Here is a 23,009-nt window from a genome sequence, read left to right on the forward strand (position 1 = left end):
TTATTAAAGAAATAATAAATATGTTGTCAAGACATTTGAATTTAAAATTTTAAACAAATTGTTATTGATACGCCTTATCAGTCAAAGTTTTCATGAACGCAATTAATCCTTTTACCTCTTTTTCGGTTAATTCTAATTTATCCGTTGGTAATGTTTGATTTTCAACGGATATCCCCATACCAACTCCGCCTCCTTTATTGTAAAAATCAACAACTTCTTCTAAAGTTGAATAAACACCATTGTGCATATAAGGTGCGGTTACGGCAACATTTCGCAACGATGGAGTTTTGAATGCATTCCTTAATTGAGGCATTTGGTATTGCAAATATCTTCCCAAATCTGGGCTGATTTTTTTACCATTTTTGTCCGCTGGTGTTCCTATAACTTCTTGTTCTGTTTTTTGATAACTAGGCGGAACAGTTCCATTAAATAAAGGGATAAAGTGACAAGTAGCACATTTTGCTTTTCCTGCAAAGACATTAAAACCCAGTTTTTCTTCATCACTGAAATCATCTGAATTGCCTCGCATATAATTGTCAAATTTACTGTCGAATGCATTTAAAGAACGAATGTAACTGGCCAAAGAATTTTGAATTTGCCATTCTTCTATTTTTTTTGATGTTGGAAACGCCTTTTTAAATAACTTTTGATATTTCTTGTCTTTATTTAATGTTTGAATTGCATTGGAAACATTCCCGTGCATTTCATCTTTATTTTGAATAACATCTAAACTTTGTTTTTCTAAATCCAATTGTCGCATGTCCCAAAATTGGGCGTTCTGCAATGAGGCGTAAGTTAATGTTGGCGTATTTCTACTTAAATGACCGCCATTTAAAGATTGATTTGTTTTTAAACCATCGGTAAATGCTTTTTCAGGATTATGACAAGAAGAACAACTTCGGGTTTTACTATCAGAAAAAGAATTTTCGTAAAATAATTGCTGCCCCAATGCAGCTTTTTCTTCAGTATATCGATATTCTTCAGAAGGAATAAACGCATTTACATTAAACGCCTCTTTTTCAAAAATAGTGGCTGTGTTTGGATTAATCACGCTATTTCTATTCGTGTTTTTTATGGCGTTAATTTTTTGAAAAGCAACTAATTTTTTACTAATTGTATTTAGAAAATTTTTAATAAAATAAGTTCTGTCAAAAGTATTAAAATCAGTATTCGATTGACAATAGTTTTCAGCCTGATTAATTATAGTTGCTATTTCCTTTTCGCAATTTTTAGATTCAGGAGAATTGAAGTTCATTTTTGGAAGCAATTTTTTTAAAGAACCTAAACTACTTTTTGTTTCTGGTATGGATTGCAAAGCTATTGGCGAATCAAATCCCGTTATTCCAAGGGCGAGAATTCGGTTTATTTCCATTTTAGAGGCATCTAAAACATGAGAATTTGAAATCGTGATAGCGCTTAAATGTTGTTTAATTTGTTTTAAATTTCCATTTAATATTTTAATTTCCCGAATCAAATCGGTTTTATTTTCAATGCTATAATGAGGAAAAATGAGTTCTTCCATCACTTGAAAACCATTAGGAGAAAAGAATGTATTTTCGGCAACTTCTAATTCATCCAAAGCAGGACCATTGATGAATCGTGCAGGATCTGGAGTGAAATATTCAACAGCCCATTCAATTTTTTTATAAGATAATCGTGTTGAATTAAAGGCCTGCTGTATCTTTTTTTCATCATTAGTATTGGCTACTATTTTTTGAAAATCAGTTACTTTTTGATTTAATTTTTCAATATCTGAAAGTAGTTCTTGTTGAATCGTTAGCTCACTGTATTTTTTTTCGCATCCAAAAAACACAAGTACAAGCGCTAAATTCAAAGCAAGGATTAATATTTTAGTGCAATTACTTTTAAACAATTTCATTTTTTTAGGTAAATAAAAACAAAGAACAACCCTATGAAAGGGTTGTTCTTTATTTATTAATATCAAAAATTATTTTTGAACATTTCTTATTATAACGGTTTGTCCGCCTTCATTGTTGGTATTTACACCGCTTCCATCCGCATTTTTGAAAGCGTCTTTTTGCCAAGTATGAGGGTGAACATTCACAATAAATGTATTTGGAACCCCAATAACATCAGAAATATCTTCCATAGCACCATACTCCCAACTTCCAAATTTCATTACGCCACTTTGGTTATAAGTTGCATTCCAAGCTGCGTCATCACGTTTGTGATTCATTGTCAACCATGGTTTATTACTTTTTGTAGCGATGTTGTATTGCCAAATATAGGAATCATGTTTAGCAGCGGTATAATAAGAATCACCATCTTCTTGTATGTAAACATAATTTTCGGTCACACAAAGGTTGTCTGGATTTATAATACCAGTTCCCGGAGTAGAATCGCCTTCAACTACTAACTCTAATTTACCCAGTAATGGGTTGCTATCGTTTAAAACTAATTTATAAACTCTTCCCCACATAGTATATCCATCAACTGGAGCGTTATTACTTGCTTGACCCGTTGCTGTAAAATAAATTTCACGATTATTTTTAGCAGAACCTTTTCTGTAGTCTATATCTTCTACTCTTGAAAAACGAATAGCTCCTAGTTTATTTACAGTTGTATTAATTTCTGCACCTGTTATGTTTTTAGCATTCGGAATTTCTACAAAAGACACGTCAAAAGAACTTCCAACATTCATAGATGTTTCAACTTGCACGCCATCATTTCTTTTTAAAGCATATAGTTTACCATTCGTAAGATCTCCAACAGTATTGCTTACATACATAATCACCTGACCAGCACTGATGTGAGAAGTTGCATACGATTGATCTTCACCAATAATAATAACCGTTTTACCAGAATAAGCCTCTTTTGTAAGTGGAACTGCATTTTCCATACTTGCTTTTCCTAATGCTGGTAAAACTCTGTCTGTTCTGCTTTTTTGACTAGATAAACTAAAAGGATCTATTCCGTGAACCATACTTTCTTCACCGCTTTCTCCGGCGGTTAAAAACATTGGACCAAATCCATGAATACTTGCAGTCGCTAATGTAGCAGAGCATAATCTGGTCATACCTCCAATTCCATCAACAATATATTCTCCTTTTACAGCTTTTAGTGTTTTATCAAAATAGACTCTGGAAACTGATTTCAATATTTCATGATTAGTTATCATCATATAACCATCACTGTTTGGGTCTTTCATAAACCCGGCACCATCCGGTTGAGCTCCATAAACAAAACCAGGGGATTGTGACAATACATCCGGACTACTAATTAATGAAGTAATCATCAAATTTTCGAAACCTTCTTTAGCCACAACCAAAGCTGGAACTGAAGAAGTTTTTGTGAAATCAATTTCAGAATTTATTTTTGTCTCATTTTCATCATTTTGACAGCTTAAAACTGCTAAGCTCAATAAAGACAGGAATCCTACTTGTTTTAGGGAATTAAATTTCATGATTTTTTTTTAAAATTATTATTCACAAAACTATGCTGTAAAACTTTCGGAGAGGTTAATTGATTTTATTGAAATGATGACTATTAGGTTAAGACAGCTTAATCAAAAGATTAACAAGTTAATTTTGAGTAAAGTTTAATGAAACAGTTTTGAAATTGAAATTTTAAATAGTATTCTATGAACAATCTTGTTAAAATTGCATAAAAAAAGCCATTGCAAAATACAATGACTTTTATATAAATTAGCTAATTACAACTAAAGTTTTTTATTTAAAACAATTATAACCTTCCTTTAAGTGAGCTAAAAACCCATGCGTTAGCCAAAAAACCAACACCTACAGCTCCAAACCCCCAGCCCGCTACATCATCATATCTAAAAGCGCCTAATGCAATAAGCAATAACCCCATTACAATCATTATCAAGGTAGCCCAACCTAAAATAGTATTTTTATTCATTCCCATAATTGTGGTATTTAATTTTAATATCCCGATTCCGAAGCCTCGGAATGGAAGTACAAATATCGGAATTTTTGTCCTTTAATTAAATATTTTATAAAGCATTTCTCGTAACAAATCGGATTGTGACATCGCATTAGCGCCAACACCCTTGCTCTTTACATCAATATCTCTTAAAGCACCAACAATTTGACTCACTTTTTTCATGGGATAATTTTTCAAAGCCACATCATATTCTTTCAAAAAGAATGGGTTTACGCCTAATATTGCCGACACATTTTTTGGATTTCGGTCTTTTAAACCGTGGTATTTCAGCAATTGAATAAAAAATCCAAAAACCAAACTTGTAGTTACCACCATTGGATTGTCTTTTGGATTTTGGGCAAAGTTTTCAGCAATAGTGTAAGCCTTTAACTGGTTGCGTTCGCCAAGTGCTTTTCGTAATTCAAACACATTAAAATCTTTGCTGAAACCTATATTTTCCTCAATATGCTTAGGAGTTATAGTGCTTCCAACAGGAAGAATAATTTGCAGTTTTTCCAGTTCATTGTTTATTTTACTCAAATCTGTCCCAAGAAATTCTACCAACATGGCATTTGCTTTAGGCTCAATCGAATATTTTTTACCTGACAAAACACGTTTAATCCACTCTCCTACCTGGTTTTCATATAGTTTTTTACTTTCGTAAACGATACCGTTTTTCGCTAATAACTTAGTTACTTTTTTACGTTTATCCAACGTTTTGTATTTATAACAAAAAACCAAAACCGTTGTTGCCATTGGATTTTCAGCATAACTTTCCAGTTTATCTATAGTTCTGATTAAATCTTGGGCTTCTTTTACGATTACCACTTGACGTTCTGCCATCATTGGATAGCGTTTTGCAGTCGAAATAATATCTTCTATAGAAACATCTCTTCCATATAAAACGGTTTGATTGAATCCTTTTTCCTCTTCGGATAAGACTTTTTCCTCGATATAATCCGATAGTTTGTCAATATAATACGGTTCTTCACCCATCAAAAAATAGATGGGTTTGATGTTGCCGCTTTTTATATCATTTACAATTTTTATAACCTCGTCCATTTTTCTAGTGTTCAGTGTTCAGTTCCAATGTTCAGTCTCGATGTTCTAAATAACTCGAAATTTTAAACCTCAAACTTTAAACTTATTTTATATTTTTGCTTTATGCAAAAGCTCAATTTTCAACTTTATAATTTTCGTTTCAAAAATAGCGAAAATAAAGTCTCCATTTTTGATGAAATCAGGAAAAAATTTATCATTCTCACTCCCGAAGAATGGGTTCGTCAGCATGTAGTCCAGTTTTTATTGGAAGAAAAAAAATACCCGAAATCGTTGATAAATGTAGAGAAAGTTTTAAAAGTCAATGGCTTGCGAAAAAGATACGATGTTGTGGTTTTCAATTCTGATGGTTCCATTTTCATTTTAATCGAATGCAAAGCGCCTGAAGTAAAAATTGCACAAGCGACTTTTGACCAAATTGCAAGATATAATATGACAATGAAGTCTGAATTTTTGATGGTAACCAATGGATTGAATCATTACTTTTGCCAAATGGATTTTGAAAATGAAAAATATCAATTCCTCCCCGAATTACCAATGTATAAAATCGTATAATCAAACAATCTAAATGAAAATAGCTGTTGTCATCCTGAATTGGAATGGAATTTTATTGTTAGAAAAATTTTTGCCTTCGGTGCTGAAATGTTCTCCGGAAGCCACAGTGTATGTTGCTGATAATGCTTCTACAGATGATTCCATTTCCTATGTGAAATCTTTTTTTCCTTCGGTTAAGATTGTAAAAAACGACACAAATTTAGGATTTGCAGATGGATATAATGAAGCTTTGAAGCATATTGACGCAGAACTGTATGCCTTAATCAACTCCGATATTGAAGTGACAGAAAATTGGTTGCAACCCATTCTTAAAACTTTCGAAAAAGAACCTAATACTGCCATAATTCAGCCTAAAATACTCGACTTTAAAAACAAAGAATACTTTGAATATGCCGGTGCCGCCGGTGGTTTTATAGATCAGTATGGATATCCGTATTGTCGTGGTCGTATTTTTGATACTTTAGAAAAAGACAACGGACAGTACGATGATAACTGCGAAATATTCTGGGCAACCGGAGCTTGTTTTTTTATTAGAAGTACCGTTTATAGAGAATTAAATGGTTTTGATGATGTTTTTTTTGCGCATCAAGAAGAAATTGATTTATGCTGGCGTGCCTTTAATAAAGGATATAAAATAAAATACATTTCAGAATCAGTTGTGTATCACGTTGGTGGAGCAACTTTACAACAAGGAAACCCGAAGAAAACATTTTTGAATTTCAGAAATTCATTATTGATGCTCACTAAAAACCTTCCTAAAGATAAGCTGTATAAAATTCTTTTAGGAAGAATGGTTTTGGATGGAATCGCTGGAATACAATTTCTTATGAAAGGAAAATTCAATCATTTTGTAGCAATATTGAAAGCACATTTTTCTTTTTACAGACTTTTTATTGATCATTATAAAAAAAGGACTAAATTTCAAGAACAAAAATACTACAATACAAAAAGTATCGTTTACATCTATTTTATTAAGAAAATCGTTGTTTTTAACGATTTATTTAGAACAAAACAAATATAAAAAAGTAAATTTGCCTTTAACATTTAATTAAATTAATACCATTTATGAAAAAAATAGTTATTGCCTTATCTGTATTAGCACTATTGACTTCATGTGTTTCAAAAAAGAAATACACTGATTTAGAAGCTAGAAATAAAGAAACTCAAGACTTATTAAATACTGCAACAGTAAAATTAAATTCTTGTTTAGAAGAAAAAGCAGCACTTTCTGCTACTGCGTCTCTATTAAAAGAGCAAAATCAAGGATTGATAAGTACTTCTAAAGACATGACTATCTTGTCTACAAAAGGAGCTGAGAATATTGAAAAAGCTTTAGAATCTATCAAAGAAAAAGATTTAAAAATCAGCAGAATGCAAGATGCTTTAACTAAGAAAGACAGTGTAACACTTGCTGTAGTTACTAGTTTGAAAAGCGCTGTAGGAATCTCTGATCCAGATATCGAAATAAATGTTGAAAAAGGAGTTGTATTTATATCTATTGCTGACAAATTATTGTTTAAAACAGGAAGTTACGATGTAACTGATAAAGCAAAAGGTGTTTTAGCTAAAGTGGCTAAAGTAGTAAATGACAAACCGGATTTTGAATGTATGGTTGAAGGTCATACTGATAATGTTCCTTATAATGGTTCAGGTATTTTATTGGACAACTGGGATTTAAGTGTAAAACGTTCTACTTCTATCATTCGTGTATTAACAACTCAATTAGGTGTTAAACCAGAACAATTGATTGCAGCAGGAAGAAGTTCATATATTCCTTTAGTAGGAAATGATTCTGCTGAAAACAGAGCACGTAACAGAAGAACACGTATTGTTGTTTTACCTAAAATCGATCAGTTTTACGACATGATTGAAAAAGAGATGAAAAAACAAAGACCATAATTCAAATATAATTTGAACTAAAAAACGTCTTGAGAAATCAAGACGTTTTTTTTATGGTTTTTACTGAACACTAATCCCGAATCGTTGGGACTGAACACTGAATACTAATTAAAGAATATCCAAACTTCCCTTCCCTTCCCTAACAACTATTGGCTCGTCACCGGATAAATCAATAATTGTTGATCCAATATTATCACCATAACCGCCATCAATAACCATATCGACAAGGTTTTGCCATTTCTCAAAGATGAGTTCCGGATCAGTCGTATATTCAATCACATCATCATCATCGTGAATGGAAGTAGAAACAATTGGATTCCCTAGCAACTTTACAATTTCTAATGCTATCGAATTATCAGGAACCCTGATTCCGACAGTAGTTTTCTTTTTGAATTCCTTAGGTAAATTATTATTTCCGGGTAAAATAAAAGTATAAGGTCCAGGCAAAGCTCTTTTTAATAGCTTAAAAGTCGCCGTGTCAATTTGCCTCACATAATCGGATAAATTACTCAAATCGTGACAAATAAAAGAAAAATTAGCTTTTTCCAGCTTTATCCCTTTAATCTTCGCAATACGTTCCAAAGCTTTGGTATTGGTAATATCACAACCCAAACCATAAACGGTATCTGTCGGATAAATAACCAACCCACCGTCTTTTAAAACCTTAACAACTTTAGCAATTGCCGCTTCATTAGGTTTGTCTTCGTATATTTTTATAAATTGAGCCATCGGATTTAAGATTTTTGATTAACGATTTTTGATTTCCTGATTTAAAACTTCAGTCATCTGATTGTAAATTTACTCAAACTGTCACTGAACACTGAAAAACTGACCACTTAGGTACTATCCAATAATATCCAGTTTCGCAAAGCGCAACAATAATTTCTTTATTCCACCAACCTCAAATTTGATTTCGGCTTTTTTATCAGCGCCAACACCTTCAAGGTTTAATACTTCGCCTTTACCAAAACGTTCGTGCATTACAATATTTCCGGCAACTAATTTATTATCAAACAAATTCGCACTACTGCTTGTAGCAGCGTTACTGCTAACAGGCTTCAATTTACGAATATTTATATCCGATTTGGGTTCATTATCGGTATTGTGTTTTTGAGGTGGCGTTCCATTGGCTGGTTTTGCAAGACGCAATTTGGATTTATCCACATCACCAAAAATATCACTGTCAATCATTGGTTTATACCTATAATTCGATTCGGCCGGAGTTAAATATTCTAAATATTGTGCGTCAATTTCCTCAATAAATCGGGAAGGTTCGCTATCAGTCAATTTTCCCCAACGATACCGTGATTGCGCATACGTCAAATACGCCTGATGTTCCGCACGAGTCAAAGCCACATAAAACAAACGACGTTCTTCTTCGAGTTCACTTCTTGTACTCATACTCATCGCACTCGGAAACAAATCTTCTTCCATTCCTACTACGAAAACATGAGGGAATTCCAATCCTTTTGCCAAGTGAATCGTCATCAATGCCACACGATCTTCATCGCTGGTATCTTTGTCTAAATCTGTTGCCAAAGCCACATCTTCCATAAACTCAGATAAGGCGCCACGAGCCCCATCAATTTCTTTTTGTCCTTCGGTAAAATCCTTGATACCGTTTAATAATTCCTCAATATTTTGGATTTTAGCCATTCCTTCCGGAGTAGCATCTTTCTTTAATTCTTGTACTAATCCTGTTTTTTTAGCAACGTGATCGGTGATGTAAAATGCATCTTGGTTTTGATCAATAACTTGAAAACTCTGAATCATCGTTACAAAATCTTGTAATTTTTGTTTGGTTCCCGAATTCAATTTCAAGTCAATTTTATCAATATTCTGCATCACTTCCCAGATGGAACGTTTGTAGTGATTGGCGGCAATCGTAAGTTTTTCGACTGTTGTATCTCCAATTCCTCGAGCCGGATAATTGATTACACGAACCAAAGCTTCTTCATCTTTTGGATTGATAACCAATCGCAAGTAACACAATACATCCTTGATTTCTTTCCTTTGATAAAAAGATAAACCACCATAAATTCGATACGGAATATCTCTTTTTCTAAGCGCATCTTCCATCGCACGGGATTGCGCATTGGTGCGGTACAAAATTGCAAAAGAGCCGTTGCTAAGCTGGTTTTGCATTTTTTGTTCGAAAATAGTACTGGCCACAAACCGCCCTTCTTCAGCATCAGTCATGCTGCGGTGCACTTTTATTTTTGGACCAAAATCATTGGCAGTCCAAACTATTTTATCCAGCTTTACTTTATTCTTATCGATAATAGTATTTGCGGCTTCCACTATATTTTTTGTCGAACGGTAATTTTGTTCCAGTCTAAAGGTTTTCACACCTTCATAATCTTTTTGAAAATTCAAAATGTTATTGATATTCGCACCACGAAACGCATAAATACTTTGCGCATCATCACCCACCACACAAATATTCTGGAATTTATCCGATAAAGCACGAACAATCAAATATTGAGAGTGATTCGTATCTTGGTACTCATCTACCAATATATAACGGAAACGGTTTTGATATTTAGCTAAAACTTCTGGAAAACGAGTCAATAGTTCATTGGTTTTCAACAATAAATCATCAAAATCCATCGCTCCGGATTTAAAACATTTATCAACATAATTTTGATAAATCTCTCCTAATCTTGGCTTTTTAGCCATTGCATCCGCTTCTTGCAATTCAGGATTGTTGAAATAGGCTTTTACCGTAATCAAGCTATTTTTATAACTGGAAATTCTGCTTAAAACCTGTTTTGGTTTATACACATCTCTGTCTAATTGCATTTCTTTGATAATCCCGGAAATGCAACGCAATGAATCTTGGGAATCATAAATCGTAAAATTCGAAGGATATCCCAAATGATCCGCTTCGGAGCGTAAAATTCTGGCGAAAACCGAATGAAATGTCCCCATCCAAAGATTTTTAGCTTCACTTGCACCTACAATTTGAGAGATTCGGGTTTTCATTTCCCGCGCCGCTTTATTGGTAAATGTAAGCGATAAAATATTGAAAGCATCAACACCCTGATTCATCAAATAAGCAATTCTAATAGTCAACACACGTGTTTTCCCTGAGCCCGCACCAGCAATGATTATCATTGGCCCGTCTTTTTGAAGAACAGGTTCACGTTGGGCTTCGTTGAGTTGATCGATATATTTATGCATGGAGATTTTTCTGTTTATGCAAAAATAAGAATTTCTTAGTAGTATTCAGTGGTCAGTGATCAGTATTCAGTATTAAGATTCCAGAAAAATTTGAAAATACAATTAATATTCTCCAAAAGGTTTAAATCTCAACATTAAACTTTAAACCTGAAACTTTAAACTTTTTTATTTAAAAAAGACATCGTACGCAAAACGGATTAAAGTACCGACAACCACAACCAAAAAGAAAATCCGAATAAAACTGTTTCCTTTATTGATGGCTAATTTAGCACCAATCCAACCCCCAAGCGCATTACTGGCAGCCATAGGCAATGCAACTGCCCAAATTATTTTACCTTTTAAAATAAAAAGACAAATAGAACCAAAATTAGTCGCCAGATTCACCATTTTGGCATTTGCGGAAGCATGCAAAAAATCAAAACCCATAATTGCAATAAAAGCCACCACCAAAAAACTTCCGGTTCCGGGACCAATAAATCCATCATACAAACCAACAACAAAACTGATTCCTATTGCATTCCAAATTTGGGTTCTTGAAGAATGATTCTTTTCAATATGTTGACCAAAATTTTTCTTGGCGTATGTATAAATCACTAAAAAAGAAAGAACAACCAGCAATAACGGCTTCATGAAATCATTGCTCACATACGTCAATAAAGTAGAACCTAAAAATGCCGAAGGAAACGCTAAAAGCATCATAATAGCCAGCAATTTCCAGTTCATATCCACTTTTTTAAGATACTGATATGCCGCAAACGAAGTTCCACTAAAAGCAGGAACTTTCAAGGTTCCAATTACGGTTGAAACAGGAAGATTAGGCAATAAAATCAGTCCCATGGGTGTTTGTATTAAACCGCCCCCGCCAACAATGGCGTCTATAAATCCTGCAGCGAAAGCAGCCAAACAAAGTAAAATTAATATATAGGTTTCCATTTAAACTCTTATTTTTAATATTCCCGTAGTCATTGGCAAAAATACTATTCATATTGATGTATTGCTATTAAAATGGAATTGATTTATAATCAAAAAAGTATATTTTTGCTTTTATAAATTTTATCAAAGCATGGATACTACAAAAATTATAGAATTACTAAGTTATACGTTACCGGCAATTGTCACGGGTCTTGTTGCCTATTATTTTTTTGATTTACATACCAAAAACGAAGAAGGAAGACGTCGCTATTTGCTAAACAAAGAAGCACAAAAAAATGCTTTGCCTTTGCGTTTACAAGCGTATGAGCGTATGTCATTGTACATGGAACGCATCAATCCAACTAAATTATTAATTCGGATTGCTCCAATTTCTAATGATAAAAACGATTACGAGAATCTGATAATTTCCCAAATCGAACAGGAATTTGAACACAATTTAACCCAACAAATCTACATGTCAGACGAATGTTGGACAATAATTGTCACGGCAAAAAATGCAACAATCCAAATGATTCGAAAAGCGAATATGAGTGATCGTGTCGACAATGCCGATAAATTGCGGGAAGTAGTTTTAAGTGATTTAATGGAAAAGCAATCCCCTAGCAATGCTGCTTTGGCTTACATTAAAAATGAAGTGGGGCAATTGTGGTAGATAATTAATTCTAAATTACGAATTACGAAATGCTTCGTCAGTTGCTTTGCTCGGATCAAAATCGTAATTCAGAATTCGTAATTAAATTTATTCCTTCAACAATCGATTCAATTGAAACTGTTCGGCTTCATTTAAATCAAGCAAAATCCTTCCGAAAGAAACTCTCATTTCTGGATTTTTTAATAATTTTCGAATGTTATCTCTACCAAATTTCGAGAACTGCCACATGTGATGGGTAGTTGCATTTACCAAATTCCCCAAAACATCATCATTTATTATTTTGAAAGCAAGCAATTTCTCCAAAGCATTTTGTCTTGTATTCGCTTCATAATTAACTGATGAATACTGTATTAATTCGTTTGCCAAAGCTACTTTATCTGCCGTATAATTGGGCGTAGATAAGGCAAGTGTCAGCCACAACGTCCTTAAATTATAATCATTAAAGCCCATCCAGTTTTTTGATTTATCTAAATATTGATTGCGTTGCTCCAGAAAATTATTCCATAAATTGTATAGCGCCATTTCTTGGGTTTGATACGATTTATCTCCCAATAAAGTTTCATATTGTATTCTGAAACTTTCTGGAATTTCATTCAATGCAGCCGCAACTGTTTGACGTAATTGTATATTTTTAGTTTCTAAAGCTAAAATATAAAGGCTCGCTACATCTTCCAATTTTTCATTTTTAAATTGATTTACTATTGCTTCTTTTACCGTAAAATGCACCTCAGAGTGCAGTGTTTTTTCAAAAAAATCTTTTTTCTCTGATAACGGCTTACTCTTTAATTTCTCGACTTCAAACAAAACCTGAATTGATTTATTTTTAAGTAATAAACTATTGGCTTGTTGCGTATTAAAATCAGTTTTTTCAAGCCATACTTTACTAAAATTACTTAAATCATAGTCCGAAAATTTTCTGATTTCAGCAAAGAAATCTTGTGTATTCACACTCTGAAACGCATGTTTTTTCAAATAGTTTTTTACCGCTTTTTTAAACGCTTTATCACCTATTTCTTCGTGTAAAACAAAAAGTGCCCAAGCGCCTTTTTGATAAAAAGTCAATGAACTGGCTTTGGCATTCAAAACAGGAATGGTATCCGTTCGGGAAGCAAATTTCAATTGTTGCGCCGATTCATATAATTTCGAATAAAAATAATCTTCTCCAAAGATTTCTTTTTCAGCTAACAACGCATAATAAGTCGCAAAACCTTCCTGCAACCAATGGTGTTTTCCGCTTTTGGCAGTGACTAAATTCCCAAACCATTGATGGGCTAATTCATGCGCATTGACATTTGTGTAACTTCTGTCTTCAAAACCTACCGAATCCACAACAAATCGCCTATTGAAAAGTGTTGCCGATGTATTTTCCATTCCGGCATACAAGAAATCCCGAACAGGAACTTGTTTGTAAATTCCCCAAGGATACTTCACTCCTATTTCCTTTTCTAAAAAATCAAACATTCTTTTTGAGTCTCGATAGGTTGGTTCAAACTTAGCAACGTCTTTTGGTTCCAAATACATTTCTAAAGGAACTCCCGACTTTGATTTCGGGATGTTTTTTTCAAATTTTCCGATGGCAAGCATTAATAAATACGAACTCATTGGTTTTTGCATTTGGTAGTGCCAAACTGAAAGTCCATCAAGTCCTGACTTAAATTCCAAAGTTCCATTTGAAATTACCTGATAGTCTTTATTAAATACAATATTCAAATTGAAAACCACTTTTTCATTGACATCATCAAAACTCGGAAACCAATGGCTGGTATATTTTCCTTGTCCTTGTGTCCAAATTTGAACATTATCATTTGCCTCTGAACCAACGAAATACATGGTTTGCTTTGGCTTTGCCGAATAATGAAAAGTCAGGTTATTTTTCCCTTTTTTAAACGGAGAAATGATTTGTAATTGTTTTTGTGTATTGCAAAAATTAATGGGTTTCCCGTTTAATTTTAAATCAGAAAATTCCATATTTTGCGCATCAATTTTAATAGTATCGATGTATTTTAAAACCTCAAAATCATAACCGATGTCACCAGAAACAGTTCTTTCAATTGGATTAATGGCAATTTTCCCTAGAACCGATTTAAAATCAACAAATTGGGTTTGTTGGGCAAATGTGAATGTCGAAATAAAAAAGAAAAGGTACTTCATTCTAAATTTGAATTTATGGAATCAGTATTCCAATTTTTTGGATTATTTTTTATGTAATGGTATATGGTATCGAATGAATTATAATTTCGGACAATATGATCGTGATAATTTGATTGCCAAATAATATTGGCGTCGTAATTCATCATTACATTTATTTGTTTGGTTGTAACCGATTTAAAAATCGCAACAAATGACGAAATGGAATTGGGTTTTCGAGATAATTTTTGTGGTTTTGATTCCGAATGGGATTCCGATTCCAATTGTAGAGACGCACTGCAGTGCGTCTCTAAGTCGTACGTCTCTACGTTGTGTGTTTCTACGGATGACGAAACAATTTCAACCAACAAATGAATATGGTTGGGCATAATAACCCAATTATGGAAAAACCAACATTCCCTAATTGTAATTGATTTCAATAATTCCGTTTCAATGATTTTTCCGTTATCGTTTAATATTATTTTATCATCATCAATGACACCAAAAATACATTCTCTATTTTGGGCAACTAACGTAACGAAATAGATTGCTTCACTGGAATAATCCCAATTTTTCAATCGATTTGATTCGGTTTGGTATCTATTTTTAAATAATGGCATTTAAAATAATTAGCATGATTTCCAAAGTTACAAAGGTTTCCCAAACTAATCCGACTAATTTTGTAAGTTTACCTCCAGAAAATCAGAAGAAAATTACATTGAAAAAGAAAGCACTATTTAATTGGAGCAGCGGAAAAGATTCTGCGCTGGCCTTATATAAAACCCTACAAAATCCTGAAATTGAAATCAGTTGTTTGCTGACCAGCGTAAACCAGCAGTATCAGCGTATTTCGATGCATGGCGTACGAGTTGAATTATTGGTACAACAAGCCGAAAGCATTGGATTACCACTTGAAATCATGCAAATTCCTGAAATGCCAACGATGGAAGTCTATGAAAATGTGATGCGCAAAACATTGGCTAAACAAAAAAACCAAGGCGTAACCCATTCTATTTTTGGCGATATATTTCTGGAAGACTTGCGTAAATACCGTGAAGATAAATTAGCCGAAATAGGTTTCGAAGGCGTGTTCCCACTTTGGAAAATACCAACTCATGAACTCATTCAAGAATTTATGGGTTTAGGCTTTAAAACGATTGTCGTTTGTGTCAACGAACGATTCTTGGATAAAAGCTTCGTTGGTCGCATTATAGATCAGGACTTCATTAACGATTTACCAGATAATGTAGATGTTTGTGGCGAAAACGGTGAATTCCATACCTTCACTTTTGACGGTCCCATTTTTTCTAAACCAATTGATTTTGAAATTGGTGAAATCGTGTACCGAAAATATGAGAAACCAGAAAAAGAAGATTCCTCTGATACCGCTTGCGATACGAGTGCTTCTGATGCATTTGATTTTGGGTTTTGGTATTGTGATCTGGTTCAAAAATAATTTAAATAAAAAACTCCGAAGTCATAAGACAACGGAGTTTCTTTTTTTTATATAATCTTAAAAAATATACTAATCTAAACTTGGCACAGAGAAAGTATCCAAAACACTTTTTTCATTCATAAGTGATTCAATTTCATTTGATTTTCTTGGTGCTTCCCCAGATAAATTTACGGGCCCCTTTGTGGTAATCAAAATATCATCTTCAATTCGCACCGCAATTCCCCACCATTTTTTATCACAATCACTACCGATAGGAATGTAAATTCCAGGTTCAACAGTAATTACCATATCCGCTTCAAGAGCATTGTATAAACCTGGATCATGAACGTCTAACCCAATGTGATGCGAAGTTCCGTGCGGAAAATATTTACGGGATTCTTGTTCCGTTTTAACAATTCCTAATTTCACTAAACCGGCACTGATTATTTTACGAGCCGCGGCATCGGGCTCATTAAAATTACTTCCCACTTTTGCGGCAGCAATTCCCGCTTCTTGAGCTTCATACACTAAATCATAAATTAGTTTTTGCTCGGCAGAGAATTTTCCGTTAGCAGGAATCGTTCGGGTTACATCAGCAGTATAACCATGATATTCCGCTCCTAAATCCATCAAAACCAAATCATTTTCGACTTTCATTTTGCTGTTCTCAATATAATGCAACACACAACCATTGTTCCCTGCGCCCACGATTGACGGATAACCCTCAAACTCGCTGCCGTACTTTTTATAGACAAATTCGTGAATTCCCTGTATTTCCGTTTCGGACATTCCGGGATGCATCGCTTTCATAATTTCACGTTGTCCCATTGCCGAAATCCGAACGGCTTTAGTCAATAAAACCAACTCTTCTTTGGATTTTTTCTCACGCAAACTCGCCATGTATGTCAAAATCGTTTTGGTATTAATTGTGGCCTTTTTTGAAGTGATGCTTTTTTTAAGCCCTAGTTCCTTTTGTAAATTCGAATCCGGTTGTGGACTTACTTTCTCGTTATAACCAATTTGGGATTTAAACGCTCCAATTAATTTGTATAGATCGGCTTTCTCATTTTTCGAATTTCGGGTATCTTCTTCAAATTCCTTAAAGAAAACAGTGTCAAAATTTACATAATCAATCCCCGAATTTAAAAACGCTGCTCCATTCAAAGCATTTTCAAAACCCAACTCTTTTTTAGCACCTTCCGTTCCTAAACGCACTCCTGTCCATTGTTCCGCTCTTGGATTTTTTTCTTGAACATACAGCAATTCATTGAATGACTTTCCATCTTTATTGGTTTGATTGTTCGAAAAAATAACCACAACTGAATTGGGTTCTTTGTATCCTGTTAAATAATAAAAATCCGGGTCTTGATGATAGATAAAATCCACATCATTGGCTCGGTTCCGAATGGGATTTCCAAAAAACACCGCTACACTATTCTCAGGCATTTTAGCACGCAAGGCTTCTCTGCGCTCTTTATGGAATTGAGCCGACAAATAATCGTTTGGATTTCCGTTTTGTGCCATTGAAACACAAACAAAAAACACAGTAAAAACAAAAGAAAGTTTTAAATTCATAGATCTAAATATTAGAGTTTTGCAAAATAAAGACGAGGTTTTGAATGAATTAATTAATACGTAAATATAATTTTTTTGTGCGTACAAACTAACATTTTTATTGAAAGACTGATTCTTTTATTCGTTTAAAAATAGAAAAAGAGCACCAAAAGTTTTTCAACTTCTGAGTACTCTTTAGCAAAAGTGCTTCATCATTCTAAAATTAACCAAAACTAAATTTTATGAAAAATGTTTTTTAATAAGCACTTATAATTTACCTTTTATATTTTAATTTGGGACCATCGCAATAACTCCAAGTGCTGGACAAGGAATTATTGCCAGTTAAATACAGTTGTTCTTTTTGATTTCCGTAACAACTTCCTATAATTTCGCTGTCATTAGGATATGTTAACTCAAAAAATATTCCATCTGATTGAATTGTAGTCGTGTAGGTTCCAGAAATAGAAGTTTTTACCGAATTTCTTTCTCTAGATTTTGTAAAAGTTCCGTTGGTGTTGAACAAATAAAATTCCTGCCATTCCATTGCTGTGCCCGTAGCTTCAGAATTAGGAATAGAACCCGACATCGAGACCAAAGTCCATTTCCCATAATAACTAGTGCTATCCATTGTTACAGCATCATCCTTTGAACAAGAACTAAAAACAGAAAGAAAAGCAACAAGAATAACAAGATTTTTCATATATCAGTTTTACAGATATATATGTAGATGATACATCATACAAAAGGTTGCGTCAAATTATAATTATTTTTTTTAAAGTGAAAAAAGTTAAAAATAGTATTCTGAAACATCTTTGTTTTACTCTAAAAAAATACCGCTAATTCGCAATTTTAAATGGATTACAGCATTTATAATTAGCAAATTAGCGGTTAAAATAGACTTATAAAGTCTTTATTATGTTATCGTTCCTCGTACAGTTGCAGTAACTGCGTCACCGTATTCCAATTGCGGATTGTTGCGGTAACATTCAGTTTTTTCTCGATGTATTTTTGATCAAACCGAGTTTTTCCGGCTCCAACAGCGTATTTAATAAAAATTCTACTCGCATCAATACTGGCTTCGTCCGGTTTGAATTGGCTAATTTTCAAATCATTCATACTGGTACTTTGCAAGGTTGTAGAAATAAACGCGACGTATAACTTTTTAATATCAATGTCTTTTTCCTTCAAGAAAGGATTGTTCTTGAAACACGCTTCCAAGTCTTCTTTGGCAATTACCACAATAGGCACTTCATGACCCAAAACCTTAAAAATTTCCTGCTTGATTAGAAAACCAACTTTCGCAGGACTTTCTTCTTCTGTATCCACAAAAACATTTCCCGATTGAATGTACGTTTGCACATTTTGAAAACCAATGGCTTCCAAGGTCGTTTTTAGCGCCTCCATTTTTATCATGTTGTGACCGGAAACATTAATGCCACGAAGCAATGCGAGATGAGTTGTCATTTTTAAGCTTTTAATTTTTGCGAAGATATTGTGTTTCGAGGGAATTTTATAAATTTAATTTTATTTACATTCAGCGTTTATAAGCTATACAAAAGCCCACTTAGATTTGCTATAAAACATTTTTTTTCCTAATCTACATGTTGACAGCAGTACATATAATTTAAATTTGACTGCATATTAACTTATCAAGATTTGTAATGTAGTCAGATAGAATTTTTATATTTCCTTTTAAATCATCGTTAGAAATATCAGAAGCATCATCATTATGATGAACAATTTTATTTCTTTTTAAAACTATATTATTTATACGTTCTTTTTGACTTAAAAAAATCGCATCTTGTTCTAAAATTATTCCAAATTTTTTAAATAAATCCCTAGTTCTAAATGGACTTCCTGAAATAAAATCATCTAATTCTTTCTTCTTTATTTTAATTTTTAATGGTTCTATCTTTGAATCTGCATCTTTAAATTCTTTATCAATGTTTAAACTCCATTTAATTAAATTATGAGGAATATTTCTTTGTGCTAATTTTTCATTTGTCTCATCTATTACAACCATTAAAGCATCCTTAAGATATGATTCAAGATATGCACACATTATTACAAGGAATGATTTGGTGAAAAAATTTGAATTATCTAGAAAAAAAACATCAGGTTCATCAGAAATTATTCGACTATTTGTTGTTTCAATTATTTCAATTAATTTATCCAGTTGATTAATGTAAGATTCTTTGTGTATAGTATTATCCATTTATTGATTCTAATTTTTCAATCCAGAGTTTTCTTCTTCTTAAAATTGAACTTTTTTGTTGAAGACCACCCGAAAGTGTTTTAGTAAAATTTTCGTCCTGGCATAGTTCTTTAAATTTTTCTGAAATTTCTATTTTTTTTGCTATTACAAACTCCTCTGATAAATTTCGAAAACTCCACATTAGTAAATCATAATAAACTAAACTTTGTCGTTCTTTTGTTTTAGTAGTATCAACAAAAGGGTTGTCGTCAAATGTCATCATACATTTATTTAAGGTTCGCAAAAAGTCTTCTCTTAAAATATTAATCTGCTCCTCTGCAATATTCTGATTAAGTAATATGTATTTGTCTAAATATTTTGACAATTTGTCTTCATAATTTGACAAATCACTTTGCATAGCAAAATATCTTAAAATCATTTCGTTCGTTTCGCGGCCATCTTTTTCTTTTTTTCCAGAAACGCCATTCCCAAAATCAATTATAAAAGGAATATTACTTAATTCAATTAATAAATTGTCCAATGTACCTGGATATATTGCATGTCTTATTTCTTGAGATGTCAGTTGAACTGCACCTTGATTTAATCGAGCAAAAATTTCTTGTATTAATTCCTTTGGGTTTTCTTTACGTAAAATGATACAACGAATTGTTGTATTCTCCAATTCATTTTTATAATCACCAAGTTCAGAAAATAATTTACCTTCTAATTCTTTAAAAACTGATAATCCTTCCAATTTAAATTCATCATTGAAAAATCTTTTGATCGTAGTAATGCGTTGCACACCGTCAATAACAAGATGATTTCCTTTATCATTTTCAGCAAAATAACAAGCAGGCAGAGGAATTCTCATTAAACATGATTCAATAAATTTAGAAGCTCGTTCGAATCCATCTTTATCCCATTTATATTTTCTTTGAAATTCTGGATCAAGCACTAATTTTGGTGGATTAGTATTGGTTCTTTGAATTAATGTTTCAAAAGGATAATCAATTGGATATAAATTTAAATTTTTATTTTCTGTCATAACATTAATTTATTCTTTTGGTGTTAATATTGCTTGTGCTGTTAAATATCATAAGTTTATAACAGTCTTTATTTCTCAAATATACATATTTTCTTACTCCATTTCCAAACATTCCAATTTCCAAATTTCCAAACAAAAAACTATCTTCGCTCCATCGAATTAAAAATCCGTTTTAATCTGCGTTTTTGCTTTTGCAAATCCGTTTTATCCGTGTCCAAAAAAAATTTAAATGCAAAACCTCCTACTCACTCCCATTGAATACCTCAAAGGCGTTGGTCCCAATCGGGGCGAATTGCTGCGTAAGGAATTGGGGATTTATAAGTACGTGGATTTGGTTAATTTTTTTCCAAATAGATACATTGACAGAACGAGGTATTACAAGATTAACGAATTGCAAAACAACATTGCCGAGGTTCAAATCATCGGTAAAATCATCAACATCAAAACCGTTGAATTTGGACGAAACCAAAAACGATTGGTCGCTACTTTTGTGGATGATACGGGACAAATGGAACTGGTTTGGTTTCAAGGCCACAAATGGATTCGGGAAAGTTTAAAACTCAACGAAATCTGTGTTATTTTCGGGAAATGCACGTCTTTTGGGAATGCGTTCAATATGGCACATCCAGAAATCGAACTGATGAGCGAGCACGAACAAAGTTTGCGTTCGGCGATGCAACCCGTTTATCCTTCGACAGAAACCTTGACGAATCGCGGGATTTCAAACAGAGTGATTAATAAATTGATGCAGCAATTATTTCTGGAAACACAAGCGTTGTTCACGGAAACTTTGCCTGATTATTTAATCAACGAATTGAAACTGATTCCTAAAAAAGCAGCTTTATTCAACATTCATTTTCCAAAAAGCACCGAAGTTTTGGCGAAAGCTAAATTCCGATTAATATTCGAAGAATTGTTCTTTATCCAGTTGCAATTAATTACGAAAAATATGATTCGAAAACATAAAATAAAAGGACATCCGTTTGCGACTGTAGGCGAATATTTCAATGATTTTTATCAGAATCATTTGCCTTTTCAATTGACAAATGCCCAAAAAAGAGTTATCAAGGAAATACGAACCGACATGGGAAGCAATGCTCAAATGAACCGTTTGCTGCAAGGCGACGTAGGTTCCGGGAAAACCATTGTGGCTTTTATGAGCATGCTTTTGGCACTTGATAATGGTTTCCAAGCCTGCTTGATGGCGCCAACCGAAATCTTGGCAAATCAACATTTTATTGGTTTATCTGAATTGGCAGAAACTCTAAATATAAACATCCGAATACTAACGGGTTCCACCAAAATAGCACAACGCAGAATTATCCATGAAGAACTGGAAAACGGCACGTTACACATTATCATCGGAACGCATGCTTTACTGGAAGACAAAGTAAAATTTAAGAATTTAGGACTGGCTGTGATAGATGAGCAACACCGTTTTGGCGTAGAACAACGCTCTAAATTGTGGCGAAAATCCACCCCTGACCCCTCCAAAGGAGGGGAAATAATTCCGCCACACGTTTTGGTGATGACCGCCACGCCTATTCCCCGAACTTTGGCGATGAGTTTGTATGGCGATTTAGACATTTCAGTAATTGATGAATTGCCTCCGGGACGAAAACCGATTCAAACCGTTCATCGTTTTGACAGCAACCGTTTGAAAGTTTGGAAATTTCTTCGAGATGAAATCGCTTTAGGAAGACAAATCTATATTGTATATCCGTTAATCCAGGAATCGGAGAAAATGGATTTCAAGGATTTAATGGACGGTTACGAAAGTATTTCTCGAGATTTTCCGTTGCCACAGTATTCTATTTCCATACTCCATGGAAAAATGAAACCCGCGGATAAAGATGCGGAAATGAAACGCTTTTCGGAAGGGAAAACCAATATTATGGTCGCCACAACTGTAATTGAAGTTGGTGTCAATGTTCCTAACGCCAGTGTAATGATTATCGAAAGTGCGGAACGTTTTGGATTGTCGCAACTGCATCAGCTTCGCGGTCGCGTGGGTCGTGGTGCGGAGCAAAGTTATTGCATCCTGATGACGAGCCATAAATTGAGTTCCGACAGTAAAACCCGAATGGAAACGATGGTACAAACGAATGATGGTTTCGAAATTGCCGAAGTCGATCTTAAACTTCGAGGCCCGGGAGATTTAATGGGAACCCAACAAAGCGGCGTACTTAATCTTCAAATTGCCGATTTGGTTCGAGACCGAGACACTTTGGCATTAGCCAGAAATTATGCTCTACAATTACTTAAGGAAGATGCAGGCATGCAAAAACCGGAACATGCTGCTTTGAGAGCTGTTTTTATCGAAATGACCAAAAAGAAAAACATTTGGAATTATATTAGTTAAATCAATATGTGACATACATTATTATATATTTCAAATTACTCCACTAAATTTATTTACTTAGAAAACGTCATTTTTTTAAATTCTTGATTAAACCATTTGCATTTTTAG

At 33.6% G+C, this 23,009-nt stretch carries 20 protein-coding genes; 6 read left to right on the plus strand and 14 right to left on the minus strand.

The window, feature by feature from the left end; genetic code table 11:
* Positions 1-61: 61 nt before the first annotated feature.
* The 4 genes from E0H99_RS15080 to holA all read right to left on the minus strand — a co-directional run bounded on the left by E0H99_RS15080 (position 62) and on the right by holA (position 4,965).
* Positions 62-1,879, minus strand: coding sequence for a cytochrome-c peroxidase (locus E0H99_RS15080; RefSeq protein ID WP_131997399.1), 1,818 nt, complete (start codon positions 1,877-1,879; stop codon positions 62-64).
* A 69-nt stretch (positions 1,880-1,948) separates the two neighbouring features.
* On the minus strand, positions 1,949-3,424 hold the full coding sequence (locus E0H99_RS15085; protein ID WP_131997402.1) for an alkaline phosphatase PhoX: 1,476 nt from the start codon (positions 3,422-3,424) through the stop codon (positions 1,949-1,951).
* Positions 3,425-3,702: 278 nt separating this feature from the next.
* The gene (locus tag E0H99_RS15090; RefSeq protein ID WP_131917268.1) at positions 3,703-3,885 is read right to left on the minus strand and encodes a CAL67264 family membrane protein; all 183 of its coding nucleotides are present in this window, start codon (positions 3,883-3,885) and stop codon (positions 3,703-3,705) included.
* A gap of 75 nt (positions 3,886-3,960) precedes the next feature.
* Complete coding sequence (holA, locus tag E0H99_RS15095; RefSeq protein WP_131997405.1) at positions 3,961-4,965, minus strand: DNA polymerase III subunit delta; 1,005 nt, start codon at positions 4,963-4,965, stop codon at positions 3,961-3,963.
* Between the two features lie 102 nt (positions 4,966-5,067).
* Between holA and E0H99_RS15100 the strand changes: the two genes are divergently transcribed.
* From E0H99_RS15100 to E0H99_RS15110, 3 genes are read left to right on the plus strand one after another with little or no spacing between them, the layout of a single operon-like run.
* Complete coding sequence (locus E0H99_RS15100) at positions 5,068-5,517, plus strand: type I restriction enzyme HsdR N-terminal domain-containing protein (protein ID WP_131917266.1); 450 nt, start codon at positions 5,068-5,070, stop codon at positions 5,515-5,517.
* A 13-nt stretch (positions 5,518-5,530) separates the two neighbouring features.
* Complete coding sequence (locus E0H99_RS15105; RefSeq protein WP_131997408.1) at positions 5,531-6,538, plus strand: glycosyltransferase family 2 protein; 1,008 nt, start codon at positions 5,531-5,533, stop codon at positions 6,536-6,538.
* A gap of 44 nt (positions 6,539-6,582) precedes the next feature.
* Positions 6,583-7,416 (plus strand): flagellar motor protein MotB, encoded by an 834-nt coding sequence (locus E0H99_RS15110; protein WP_131997411.1) that lies wholly within the window; start codon positions 6,583-6,585, stop codon positions 7,414-7,416.
* A 108-nt stretch (positions 7,417-7,524) separates the two neighbouring features.
* Here the strand turns inward: E0H99_RS15110 and E0H99_RS15115 are convergent, their stop codons facing one another.
* The 3 genes from E0H99_RS15115 to E0H99_RS15125 form a co-directional block, all read right to left on the minus strand.
* Positions 7,525-8,145 (minus strand): L-threonylcarbamoyladenylate synthase, encoded by a 621-nt coding sequence (locus E0H99_RS15115; protein WP_131997414.1) that lies wholly within the window; start codon positions 8,143-8,145, stop codon positions 7,525-7,527.
* Positions 8,146-8,259: 114 nt separating this feature from the next.
* A complete protein-coding gene (locus E0H99_RS15120; protein ID WP_131997417.1) occupies positions 8,260-10,599 on the minus strand; it encodes an ATP-dependent helicase in 2,340 nt (779 codons plus the stop codon).
* A 165-nt stretch (positions 10,600-10,764) separates the two neighbouring features.
* Positions 10,765-11,532: a sulfite exporter TauE/SafE family protein gene (locus E0H99_RS15125; protein WP_131997419.1), complete on the minus strand. Its 768-nt coding sequence runs from the start codon at positions 11,530-11,532 to the stop codon at positions 10,765-10,767.
* 130 nt (positions 11,533-11,662) lie between these two features.
* On the opposite strand from E0H99_RS15125, the gene E0H99_RS15130 reads away from it, so the two are divergent.
* Positions 11,663-12,184 (plus strand): hypothetical protein, encoded by a 522-nt coding sequence (locus tag E0H99_RS15130; RefSeq protein WP_131997422.1) that lies wholly within the window; start codon positions 11,663-11,665, stop codon positions 12,182-12,184.
* A gap of 87 nt (positions 12,185-12,271) precedes the next feature.
* On the opposite strand, the gene E0H99_RS15135 is transcribed toward E0H99_RS15130, so the two are convergent.
* Together E0H99_RS15135 and E0H99_RS15140 are read right to left on the minus strand one after the other, a co-directional pair.
* Positions 12,272-14,335: a M1 family metallopeptidase gene (locus E0H99_RS15135; RefSeq protein WP_131997425.1), complete on the minus strand. Its 2,064-nt coding sequence runs from the start codon at positions 14,333-14,335 to the stop codon at positions 12,272-12,274.
* Entirely contained in the window at positions 14,332-14,931 is a 600-nt protein-coding gene (locus E0H99_RS15140; RefSeq protein WP_131997428.1) for a transposase, read from the minus strand. The genes E0H99_RS15135 and E0H99_RS15140 overlap by 4 nt, the downstream gene beginning before the upstream one ends.
* 98 nt (positions 14,932-15,029) lie before the next feature.
* Between E0H99_RS15140 and E0H99_RS15145 the strand changes: the two genes are divergently transcribed.
* Complete coding sequence (locus E0H99_RS15145) at positions 15,030-15,767, plus strand: diphthine--ammonia ligase (RefSeq protein WP_131997534.1); 738 nt, start codon at positions 15,030-15,032, stop codon at positions 15,765-15,767.
* Positions 15,768-15,836: 69 nt separating this feature from the next.
* Here E0H99_RS15145 and E0H99_RS15150 read toward each other — a convergent pair whose 3' ends face one another.
* The 5 genes from E0H99_RS15150 to E0H99_RS15170 form a co-directional block, all read right to left on the minus strand.
* Positions 15,837-17,321: an aminopeptidase P N-terminal domain-containing protein gene (locus E0H99_RS15150; protein WP_131997431.1), complete on the minus strand. Its 1,485-nt coding sequence runs from the start codon at positions 17,319-17,321 to the stop codon at positions 15,837-15,839.
* Positions 17,322-17,574: 253 nt separating this feature from the next.
* Positions 17,575-18,000: a hypothetical protein gene (locus tag E0H99_RS15155; protein ID WP_131997434.1), complete on the minus strand. Its 426-nt coding sequence runs from the start codon at positions 17,998-18,000 to the stop codon at positions 17,575-17,577.
* Positions 18,001-18,218: 218 nt separating this feature from the next.
* Positions 18,219-18,764 (minus strand): DUF1697 domain-containing protein, encoded by a 546-nt coding sequence (locus tag E0H99_RS15160; protein WP_131997437.1) that lies wholly within the window; start codon positions 18,762-18,764, stop codon positions 18,219-18,221.
* 160 nt (positions 18,765-18,924) lie between these two features.
* Positions 18,925-19,515 carry a HEPN domain-containing protein gene (locus tag E0H99_RS15165; RefSeq protein WP_131997440.1) on the minus strand — a complete coding sequence of 197 codons (591 nt, stop codon included), beginning with the start codon at positions 19,513-19,515 and terminating at the stop codon, positions 18,925-18,927.
* Complete coding sequence (locus E0H99_RS15170) at positions 19,508-20,539, minus strand: DUF262 domain-containing protein (protein ID WP_131997444.1); 1,032 nt, start codon at positions 20,537-20,539, stop codon at positions 19,508-19,510. The genes E0H99_RS15165 and E0H99_RS15170 overlap by 8 nt, the downstream gene beginning before the upstream one ends.
* Before the next feature lie 229 nt (positions 20,540-20,768).
* Here E0H99_RS15170 and recG point away from each other — a divergent pair, with 229 nt between their 5' ends.
* Positions 20,769-22,901 carry an ATP-dependent DNA helicase RecG gene (recG, locus tag E0H99_RS15175; protein ID WP_131997447.1) on the plus strand — a complete coding sequence of 711 codons (2,133 nt, stop codon included), beginning with the start codon at positions 20,769-20,771 and terminating at the stop codon, positions 22,899-22,901.
* The last annotated feature ends 108 nt before the right edge of the window (positions 22,902-23,009 follow it).

This window comes from Flavobacterium sp. GT3P67, assembly GCF_004349155.1.
In the GTDB taxonomy this organism is placed as follows: domain Bacteria; phylum Bacteroidota; class Bacteroidia; order Flavobacteriales; family Flavobacteriaceae; genus Flavobacterium; species Flavobacterium ranwuense.